The 10,149-nt window shown below is 58.3% G+C and carries 4 protein-coding genes; 1 reads left to right on the forward strand and 3 read right to left on the reverse strand.

Features of this window, described 5'->3' with window-relative positions:
* Positions 1–944: TRAP transporter large permease (locus BF99_RS0115690; RefSeq protein ID WP_025771730.1), on the forward strand; the 944-nt coding region annotated here is incomplete at its 5' end.
* 204 nt (positions 945–1,148) lie between these two features.
* Here the strand turns inward: BF99_RS0115690 and darG are convergent.
* The 3 genes from darG to BF99_RS23495 form a co-directional block, all read right to left on the reverse strand.
* Positions 1,149–1,619, reverse strand: coding sequence for a type II toxin-antitoxin system antitoxin DNA ADP-ribosyl glycohydrolase DarG (gene darG, locus BF99_RS21210; protein WP_038098677.1), 471 nt, complete (start codon positions 1,617–1,619; stop codon positions 1,149–1,151).
* Positions 1,616–6,814 carry a beta strand repeat-containing protein gene (locus BF99_RS0115700; RefSeq protein WP_156013387.1) on the reverse strand — a complete coding sequence of 1,733 codons (5,199 nt, stop codon included), beginning with the start codon at positions 6,812–6,814 and terminating at the stop codon, positions 1,616–1,618. The genes darG and BF99_RS0115700 overlap by 4 nt, the downstream gene beginning before the upstream one ends.
* 548 nt (positions 6,815–7,362) lie before the next feature.
* The coding region (locus BF99_RS23495; RefSeq protein ID WP_197019183.1) for a hypothetical protein at positions 7,363–10,149 on the reverse strand (2,787 nt) is incomplete at its 5' end.

Here is a 10,149-nt window from a genome sequence, read left to right on the forward strand (position 1 = left end):
TCGGCGGGGAGATCGTCCTGTTGGGGATGCTCGCTCTGCCCCAAATGCTGCGCCTGGGCTACGACCGCAGATTGGCCATCGGCACCGTTTGCGCGGGCGGTTCTCTGGGAACCATGGTGCCGCCATCGATCGTCTTGATCATCTACGGCCTGACGGCCAATGTCTCGATCGGCGACCTGTTCACTTCGGCCTTCATCCCCGGCTTGATGCTCGCCTCGTTCTATGTGGCCTATATCCTCTTTCGTGCCTATACCGGCGATGTCGCTCCACCGGTCGACGAGGAGGACGATATGACACCGGCGGAGAAACGATCGAAGATCAAGGGATTGATCCTTCCCTTCATCGTGGTGTTCATGGTGTTGGGTTCGATCTACGGCGGGGTGGCCTCGGTGACCGAAGCCTCGGCGGTCGGAGCCTTCGGCGTTTTGCTCTCGACGATCGTCCGCGGAGAATTTTCATGGTCGATGCTGCAATCCGCCGCGATGCAAACCCTTCGAACGACGGGGATGATCGTTTGGATCGGCATCGGCGCCTCGGCCCTCGTCGGGGTATTCAACCTGATGGGCGGGATCTCCTTCGTCTCCGGATTGATCACCGGCATCTCGCAAACCCCGGTGGTCGTGATCCTCTTCATGATGCTGATCCTCTTTATCCTGGGGATGTTTCTCGATTGGGTCGGGATCGCCCTGTTGACGATGCCGATCTTCGTCCCCATCGTGATCGGTCTGGGCTATAGCCCGATCTGGTTCGGAGTGGTGTTTGCGATGAATATGCAGGTGAGTTTCCTGTCCCCGCCATTCGGACCCGCCGCCTTCTATCTCAAGAGCGTCGCCCCGCCGGATATCTCATTGGGAGAGATATTCCGTTCGATGGTGCCTTTCATCGTCCTGCAAATATTGGCGGTGGGCTTGCTGATCGCCTTCCCCGCAATCACCGGGCATTAGATGGACGGGAAGCTAGACGGGATCCGAAGCCGCTCACCGCGCAAAGCCCGGCCGCCGGAAGTAAAAGCCCCGAGATATCACCGAGCGCCGGTTTTTCGAATATCGATCCCAAGGGGGCAACCCCGCCTCTTGCAGGGAGATAGGCGAGTTTTAACCTATTGATGAATGGCAGCGATAACCCTCGCCGCCTTATGGATTCAACCCTTACGTCCGACCTTTGGGCTCGAATAACAGTACCTTCGTATCGGGCAGCCCCGTAAAAGCATCCTCGATGCATCGCCTCACTCGGGACCAATCCAATCCCCCGAGCCCGGCACCCAGAGCCGGGATGGCAATGGATTGAATATTCAATTCTTCCACTTGGGCGATCAGATCCACCAGCCCGGTCTCGATGTCTTCCATCCTCGACCTATCCCTCCAGTGGCGTTTGGTCGGGAAGTTGATGATATATCTCGGGTTCAGCATTTCGTCGGTTTCGAAGACCATCATCCTTCCCGGTCTCACTTCCTGACCTTTGCACGCCCTTGCATAAGCGAGGAAGTTCTCCGGGAAGGCCTGTTTGAACTGCAAGGCGATACCCTTTCCCATCACGCCTACGCAGTTGACCGTATTGACCAAGGCTTCGGCATCGGCTTCGAGCAGATTGCCTTGCGTCGATTCGATCCAACCCCTCATTCGCCGGTGGCGCTGTTGTTGACCAGCGCTCCGCCGCCTCCGGTGCGGGTCAGGACTTGGACGGTGAATCGTCCCTTGGATCGCAACTCGCAACTAAGACCCAAATCGGACCATCTGTGATTCAGCATGCTCGCCAACTTTTCCGTTTGCAGATGGCGGGTGGTCATGCGAGGGATATCCTCCAACTCGGCATCGTATCGTTGTCCGTCATCGGTGTAGCACGCGAAAGCGGTCTCGGTACAAGCCTGTTGCCAATCGCAGCGAATGCGGATATTCGATAGATCCGAGGAATCGGGCGAGGGGATCGATTCGATATCCGCTCGATAGACCTCACCGGCCATCACGCTTCGAATGGCCGCGCTGTTGTTGACCAGCACGCCATCCCCGGAGCGCGTCCACACTTGGACGCTGATATCGCTCTCGCTCAACAAAGAGCAGCCGAGCCGCCCCCTCCACGCCCCCATCGCTCCGGTCTGTCGTTGGATAGAGTCGGGATCCAGGATCGAGGTCCCCCAAGCCTGAATATCGGGTAGATGCCCGCGCAGGATGCTGCCGACTTGGCTCGAGCAATCGAGGAAGATCTTGCAGGGGGTGTCTTGCTTGCACCTGACTCGGATGGAGGCGGTGTCCTGAGCGCTCGTCGGGGGGATCGCCAATGCCTTGGATTTGGCCGGCCAGTCGGGGTTGGGCTCGGCCTTGTCGTCCTTGATTTCGATATCCACCGTCGCCGTATGGAAATCATCGCCGAGGGGATCGATGATGATCGTATCGCTATTGTCCGAGGTATCGGCATCGATGTCGGCGAAGATGCTCACCTCTACTTCCGCATCCCAGTTCGAAGGATCGAAGGTCAAGGAGGTCGGGTGAAAAGCGAGGAGGCTGTTCCGGCTCGTCAATCGGATGACCACGGGCTCGAACGGTGCCCGAGAGAGCCTGATGAAGAGGGTCTCGACCGCGCCTTCGAGCATTTCAAAGGACTGCGGACGGTAAAAGATGCCGGCGTTCCGATCCGTGATGGCCAGTTGGAAACTGTGGAGCATTCGACCCGGGATGGAAAAGACGATGGTGTCGGTATTGTTCGACGCCCCGGCGTATTCGGCAGCGATGATATCGACCTCGGCTTGGGTCCTCCAGTCCGAGGGGGTGAAGGTTACGGATTGTGCCGAGAGGGTCAGATCGGGGTTCTCATTCGACAAGGAGATAGTCACGTCCTCGGTGGGTTCGGTATCGAGCCTGATGCGCAGCGGAAGTCGTTCGCCTTTGGAGATATCGGCGGGACCCGAAGGGGTGACGATGATCCCCCCGGTGTAGGAGGAGGGTGGTGCGGTACCCGCATCGTCGTCGATGACGGTGATCTCCATCGTTGCCGCCGGGGCCGTGATTCCTCCGCCGGCCTCCAAGGTGAGGGTCGCGGAATCGTTGGTCGAGTCGTCATCGCTCATGCTGCGGATCGTCAACTGTTGCCGCTGCGAGTAATTCGAGGGGTCGAAGCTCAGCGAACTCGGATCAAACTGCAGGTCTTCATTATTCGTCGAGAGCGTAATGGTGACATTTCCTTTGGGTTGGGTCGAGAGGCTGACGTTGATCGGCCGCGTCGTTTCAGCACCCTCGGTTATCGTCAGCGACCCCGAAGGGTCGAGAAGGATGGTTCCATCGGGAGTCGGTGTCGAGGAATCGTTATCGATGACGGTGATGGCTTTGGTCACCGCCGGAATGGTGATTCCTCCTCCGGTGGCTTCGAAGGTGAGCGTTGCCGAACCGTTCACGTCATCGGTATTTTCAGTCGCGGTGACCCTGACCGTTTTCTCGACGTCGTAATCCGAGGAGGTGAATGTCAGTGAAGCCGGGGTGAAGGTGATGATGTCCCCGTTTTGAGTCGAAACCCTAACCGTCACAGACCCCGTCGGGGCGGCGCTTAGACTGATATTGAGATCGCCAAATTGCCCTTCGTCTACCGAAAGCGTTCCTGCCGGGGTGATCCGAATCGCTCCCGACGGCAAGTCGTCATCCTCGATATTGATCGAGATCGTGGCATCCGGTGCTCTGATGCCCCCCGACGCCTTCACGGTGATCGTGTCGGTATCGTCGGTGGCATCGGCATCCGGGGCGGCGGAAAGGGTGATTGTCTGCGGGGTGGCGAAATCCGAAGTCGTAAAGGTCAAAGCGTTCGGGGAGAGGCTCACATCCGAATTGGTCTTCGACAAAGAGACCGTCACATCCGCACTCGGCTGAGTCGTGAGAACGACCGTGAATGTGCTCGATCCGCCCTCGGCGACGTCCAGTGTCGTCGACGGATTGATCAGAATCCCTCCCGAGGGGGAGTCATCGTCGATGATGTTGACCGACCTCGTGACCTCCGAGGCCTCGATGCCCCCCGAGGCGCTCAAGGTGATGGTGTCGGTGTCGTTGATCCGATCGTCGTCGTCGGCGGCGGAAACGGTGAGCGTTTGCGAGACGGAATAGTTAGAAGGGGTGAAGGTCAAGGAGGCCGGAGAGAGGACCACATCGTTGTTGGTCTTCGACAAGGAGATCGTCACATCCGCATTCGGAGCGACCGACAGACTGACATCGAAGGTATTCGAGCCGTTCTCGCCGACCCTCAAGGCCCCCACCGGGGTGACCTGAATCTGGCCCGAAGGCAGGTCGTTGTCGGCGATGTTCACCGATATCTTGAGGTCCGGGGCGACGATGCCCCCCGATGCGCTCAGGGTGATCCTGTCGGATTCGTAGTCGGTATCGTCATCTTCGTCCACGGAAAGGCTGACCCTTTGCGCGGTGGAGTGGTTCGAGGGGGTGAAGGTCAAGGAGGTCGGATCAAGAGTCACATCCGAGTTCACATTCGACAAGGAGATAGTCACATCCGCTTTCGGGGCGGTGTCGAGACTGACATCGAAGGTCAGCGAATCGCCTTCGGTGATATTCAGCGTTCCGGGGTCGACTTCGATCGCCCCCGAGGGTGTGTCGTCGTCGGCGATGACGACCCCTATCGTGGCATTCGGGGCGTCGATGCCTCCCGATGCCGTCAAGGTGATGATGTCGGTATCGTCGCTCGCATCGTCGTCTGCGGCGGTGGAAAGGGTGACCGCTTGCCCCGTCGAGTAGTTCGAGGTGGTGAAGGTCAACGATGCCGGTGAGAGGGTCACATCGTCGTTGGTCTTCGACAACGAGACCGTCACATCCGCATTCGGAGCCGCCGACAGGCTGACCGAGAGGGTCCCCGAATCGCCCTCGTTGACGGATAGTGTCCCGGCCGGGGTGATATCGATCGTGCCCGATGGCAGATCGTTGTCGACGATGGCCACGGCTTTCGCGACATCCGGGGCGTCGATGCCTCCCGATGCGCTCAGGGTGATCGTATCGCTGTCATGATCCGTATCGGCATCCTCGGCGGCGGAAACGGTGACCTGCTGCGCGGTGGAATAGTTCGAAACGGTGAAGGTCAATGAGGCCGGGGAGAGGGTTATGTTCGAGTTCGTTTTCGATAGAGAGATTGTTACATTCGCATTCGGGGCGGCCCCGAGTTTGATCGAGAGGGTGCCCGAACTGCCCTCGCCGACGGACAGCGTTCCTGTCGGGGTGACCTCGATCGCGCTCGAAGGAGCGTCGTCGTCGGTGATGGCCACCGATACCGTGACGTTCGGTGCGATGATCCCGCCCGATGCTCTCAAGGTGATCGTATCGCTCTCATGATCCGTATCGTCGTCATCGGCGGCGGAAAGGGTGACACTTTGCGCGGTGGAATAGTTCGAAGCGGTGAAGGTCAAGGATGCCGGGGAGAGCGTTATATCCGGATTGGTCTTCGAAAGGTGGACGATCACGTCCCTGGTCGGGGTCGCGCTCAGCTTGATTTGGAGGGTGCCGGTGCTGCCCTCTTCGATGCTCAGCGTCCCCGTCGGGGTGACCTGCATCGTTCCCGAGAGTGCATCGGCGTCGGTGATATAGACGGGCTTGGTGACATCGGGGGCGATGATGCCCCCCGAGGCGCTCAAGGTGATGGTATCGGTCTCGTTGACGGCATCGGCATCTTCCCTTGCCGAAACGGTGACCGTTTGCGCGGTGGAATAGTTCGAGGTGGTGAAGGTCAAGGAAGTGGGAGCAAGGGTCACATCCGAATTCGTATTCGAAAGAGAAATCGTCACATCCGCGCTCGGGACTGTGCTGAGAGAGACCGAAAGAGTCCCTCCCGATTCGCCCTCTTCGATATTCAGCGTTCCGGACGGGGTGATCTGAATGGTCCCCGATGCCTTGTCGTCGTCGTTGACATTGATGGTGACGTTCCTCGATACGCCATCATAATCGCCGCTAGCCCCTGAGACTTTGACAGAATAGGAGTCATCATCGATATCGGGATCATGGCGCGCCGAGACGGTTACCGTTTTATATTGATTCCAAGCGTCTGGTTGGCCGTATTGATTGAAGGTCAACGAGGTCGGGTTGACGGAAATATCGGCGTCCGGGGTGAGCGACACCGTGATATTCTGCGACGGTCGTGTCTTGGGTCGCACCTGAAAAGTACCTTGTCCGCCCTCGTTGATCTCTAAGGAGGCGGGAACGATATCGAACCCCGCACTCTCGTCATCCGTGATGCTGACCGTCCTTGTGACATCAGGGGCATCGAACCCTTCCTTACTAGCCGTGAAGGTGATCTTCTCGTTAGGGTGGTTATAGGCATTGTCGTCATGGTCGGCGGTGAGGGTAACCGTTTGTGCGGTGGAGTGGTTCGAGGTGGTGAAGTTCAATGAGGCCGGAGAGACGCTCAAAAGTCTATCGCTACTCGTTGCTATAGAGACCGTCATGGGATGATTCGGAGGGGCGCTGAGTTTGACCGAGAGCGATTGCGATGCTCCCTCGGTGATGTTCAATGTTCCGGCAGGGGTGATATCGATCGTCCCCGTGGCATTGAAATCATCGTCATCTTTATTGCATACTGTCATAGTACGGTTCTCATTATTTCGATTGTTTGTTATCTCGATATCTACGCAATCATTGGTGTTGTTGGCATCATGAAAAGCGGTGAATGAGACACCACGTGCGGTTGCTTGTTCGCTACCTCTTTCATAGAACCAAGAAAAAGTATTGAAAGAGAGGGTTTTCGTGTTTAATCTAACGAGTTTGTCGTCATCCGAATCCTTATTTTTAAGTTCCAATGTAAATGTCACATTGGCGTTATCCGAATCACTCCGTGTAAAACGCATATCGAATTCTTGTGTCTCTCCCTCATCGACGTCGATTTGGGAGGAATATGAATTTGGTCCGGTTTGAAAGTGCATGATGTAGTCTGCGAACACCGATTGAACCATTGCAAGTGTCAATACGATCCCCGCGCCGATCGTGATGGCCGGCCGGGTGAACCGGCTCTTCTTTACAAGAGTGGAGCCTTCGGGCTCTTCGAGACCATCGGCACGATTTGCGTTTTTATTCGGGACAGCCAAGGATTCGGCTTTCGAAAATACCGAGCGAATGCCCGGATGCCCGAACGCCCGAACGCATTCGATGAGGCGTCGAAGGGCGATCGACGGCAAGGACGATACATTCTCCGGGTTTTTGGATTGTCGCAAGGTCATCGATGGCATCGGTTCACTCCTTTGGGTGGGGCGAGGCATGCATCGAAATCGATAGAAAGAGACCTGCCTCGATTTCATGGGCGGCAGGTATCGAATGCACGCCTCGGATTGTCATTGATTTTTATCATACCACCGCCGAGGCAAATGGAACGCTCGGCTCTTCGTCATAAGGCTCGAATTCATCGCCCCGTTGCGCTGTTGTTGACCAGCGCTCCGCCGCCTCCGGTTCGGGTCAGGATTTGGGCGGTGAACTGTCCGTCGGAGCGTACCTCGCAGGAAAGACCCAACCCCGGCCACCTGTGACCCAGAAGATTCGCCAACTCCTCCGATTGCAGGTGTCTGGTGGCCCAGCGAAGGATATCCCCCAGTTCGGTCTCGTATCGCTTGCCGTCATCGGTATAGCACACGAAAGCGGTTCGGGTGCAGTCCCCGCTCGGCGAGTCGCAGCGAATGCGGATATTCGAAAGATCGAAGGCATCGGGCGAGGGGATCGACTCGATATCCGCTCGATGGATATCCCCCACCGGCACGCTTCGAATCACCGCGCTGTTGTTGACGAGCACGCCATCCCCGGAGCGCGTCCACACTTGGGCGCTGATATCGTCCTCGCTCAACAAGGAGCAGCCCAGCCTTCCCTCCCACCCGCTCCACGCCCCGACTTGCCGTTGGATATAGCCCGAGACCACGGTCGAGGTCGCCCCGGCCTGAATCTGGGGCAGATACCCCCGCAAGACCCTGCCGGCCTGGGTCGAACAATCGAGGAAGACCCTGCAAGGGGTGTCTTGGTTGCATCTGATGCGGATGGAGGCGGTGTCCTGAGCGCTCGTCGGGGGGATCGCCAAGGCTCTGGATTTGACTTCCCAGTCGGGGTTGGCCACGGTTTCGTTGTCTTTGATCAGGATGAGCATCGTCGACAAGTGGAACGACCCGCCGGTGGCCTCGATGGAGATCGATTCGTATTCGTCGATGGTGTTCTCATCGACGATGGCGAAGAGATTCACCGGCGCCTCCACCTCCCAGTTCGAAGGGGTGAAGGTCAAAGAGGGCGGATAAAAACTGACGAAACCGTTCCGGCTCAGCAATCTGACGACGATGGGTCGCTCCGCCGACGGCATCTTGGATGGTCTGATGAAGAGGGTGCCCACCCCCCCTTCGGGGATTTCGAGGGTTTGCGGACGATAGAGGATGTCGGCGTCGTTGTCCAAGACGGATAGGGCAAGGCGATGGAGGGTGCGACCGAGGGCGGAAAAGACGATGGTATCGGTATCGCTCAGCGCGCGGGCATCGTCGGCGGCGGTGATATCGACCTTCACCTGCACATTCCAGTTCGAGGGGGTGAAGACCAATGAGTCCGTGGACAGGGTCAAATCGGGATTCGACTTCGACAAGGAGACGGTCAAGTTCTCCGCAGGCTCGGTATCGAGGCTGACGAGGAGGGATAACCGCCCGCCCTCGGGGATATCCGCCGGTCCCGAAGGGGTGACGAGGATGCCCCCGGGGTAGGAGAAAACCGGCGCTACGGGCGGCGGGTCGTCGTCGTTGACGGTGACCTCAATCGTCGCCGGGGGAGCGTCGATCCCCCCCGAGGCCTCGAGGGTGATGGTGATGGTGTCGTCGGTCGAATCGTCGTCATCGATGGCGCGCAAGGTGATCGTTTGCGGCTCGGCGTGGTTCGAGGGGGTGAAGGCGAGGGAGGTCTTGTCCAACTCTAGGTTCGGATTCGTCCTCGAAAGCGAGACCGTGACACCGGCATCGGGTTCGACCGAGAGACTGACATCGATTTGTTGACGGGTGCCGCCCTCGTCGAGGGTCAGCCCCTCCGAAGGGGAGAGAAGGATGGTTCCTTGGGGGGTCGGCGTCGGGGAGTCGTCGTCGATGATGGTGACGGCCTTGGTCGCATTGGGCAGGATGATTCCCCCGGCGGCCTGCGAGAAGGTGATGGTCTCGGAGTCGTTGTCGGTATCGAGGTCATGCCTGGAAACGACCGTGATCGATTGCGGGGTGTCATAGTTCGAGGGGGTGAAATCCAAGAAGTTGGGGATCAAGGTGATATCCGGATTGCTTTTCGACAGTTGGATATTCACGTTCGAATCCGGGGCGGTGCTCAGGCTGGCGAAGAGTTCCTTGGATTCCCCTTCGGGGATCGACAGCGTTCCGGCCGGGGTGATTCGAATCGCTCCCGTCGGAAGGTCGTCATCGGCGATGGTGACCGGTTTTGCAACGGCAGGCGCAACGATGCCCCCCGATGCGCTCAAGGTGATGGTATCGATCTCGTCGTCCGCATCGCTGTCCTCGGCGGCGGAAACGGTGACCCTTTGCGCAGCGGTGTAGTTCGAAACGGTGAAGGTCAAAGAGGCGGGGGCAATCGTGATATCCGAGTTGGTCTTCGACAGCGAGATCCTCGCATTCTCCGCCGGGCGATCCGACAAGCGGATATCGAGGAAGTTCGACTCGCCCTCCTCGATATCGAGCGTATCCCTCGGAAAGACCAGAATATCTCCCCGGGGGGTATCGTCATCGATGATGGGCACCGAGACGGTCGTGCTCAATCCGTTGTAATCCCCGCCGGCGGCGGTGATGGTGATGGTGGCGGAGTCCATGGTCTTATCGTCGTCATGGGCGGCGACGAGGGTGACCGTTTGGGATTGATACCAAGGCTTCGTAAAAAAGGGGTTGGTACGAAAGTCGAATGCTTGGAAGGTCATCGTATTCTGGTTGCCCGCCATACTCGGGTCGGTATCGATGGTGACATCGCTATTCGATGTCGTCACGGTCACCGTGACTTCCGCCGATGGCCTCGTCGCCAGCAGCACCGTGAAACTGTCTCCGGTGGCGTCGCCTTCGTTCAAGGTCAAGTTATCGTCATCGCCGAGGGTGAACTCCGCCGTATCATCGTCGGTCACGGGGACCGTGACCGTCTTGTCATCTGCATCGTAGCCGCTGCCGGCGGATAAGGTGACGGTCAC

Origin of the sequence: Thioalkalivibrio sp. HK1, from assembly GCA_000583135.1 — a bacterium.
Taxonomy (GTDB): domain Bacteria; phylum Pseudomonadota; class Gammaproteobacteria; order HK1; family HK1; genus HK1.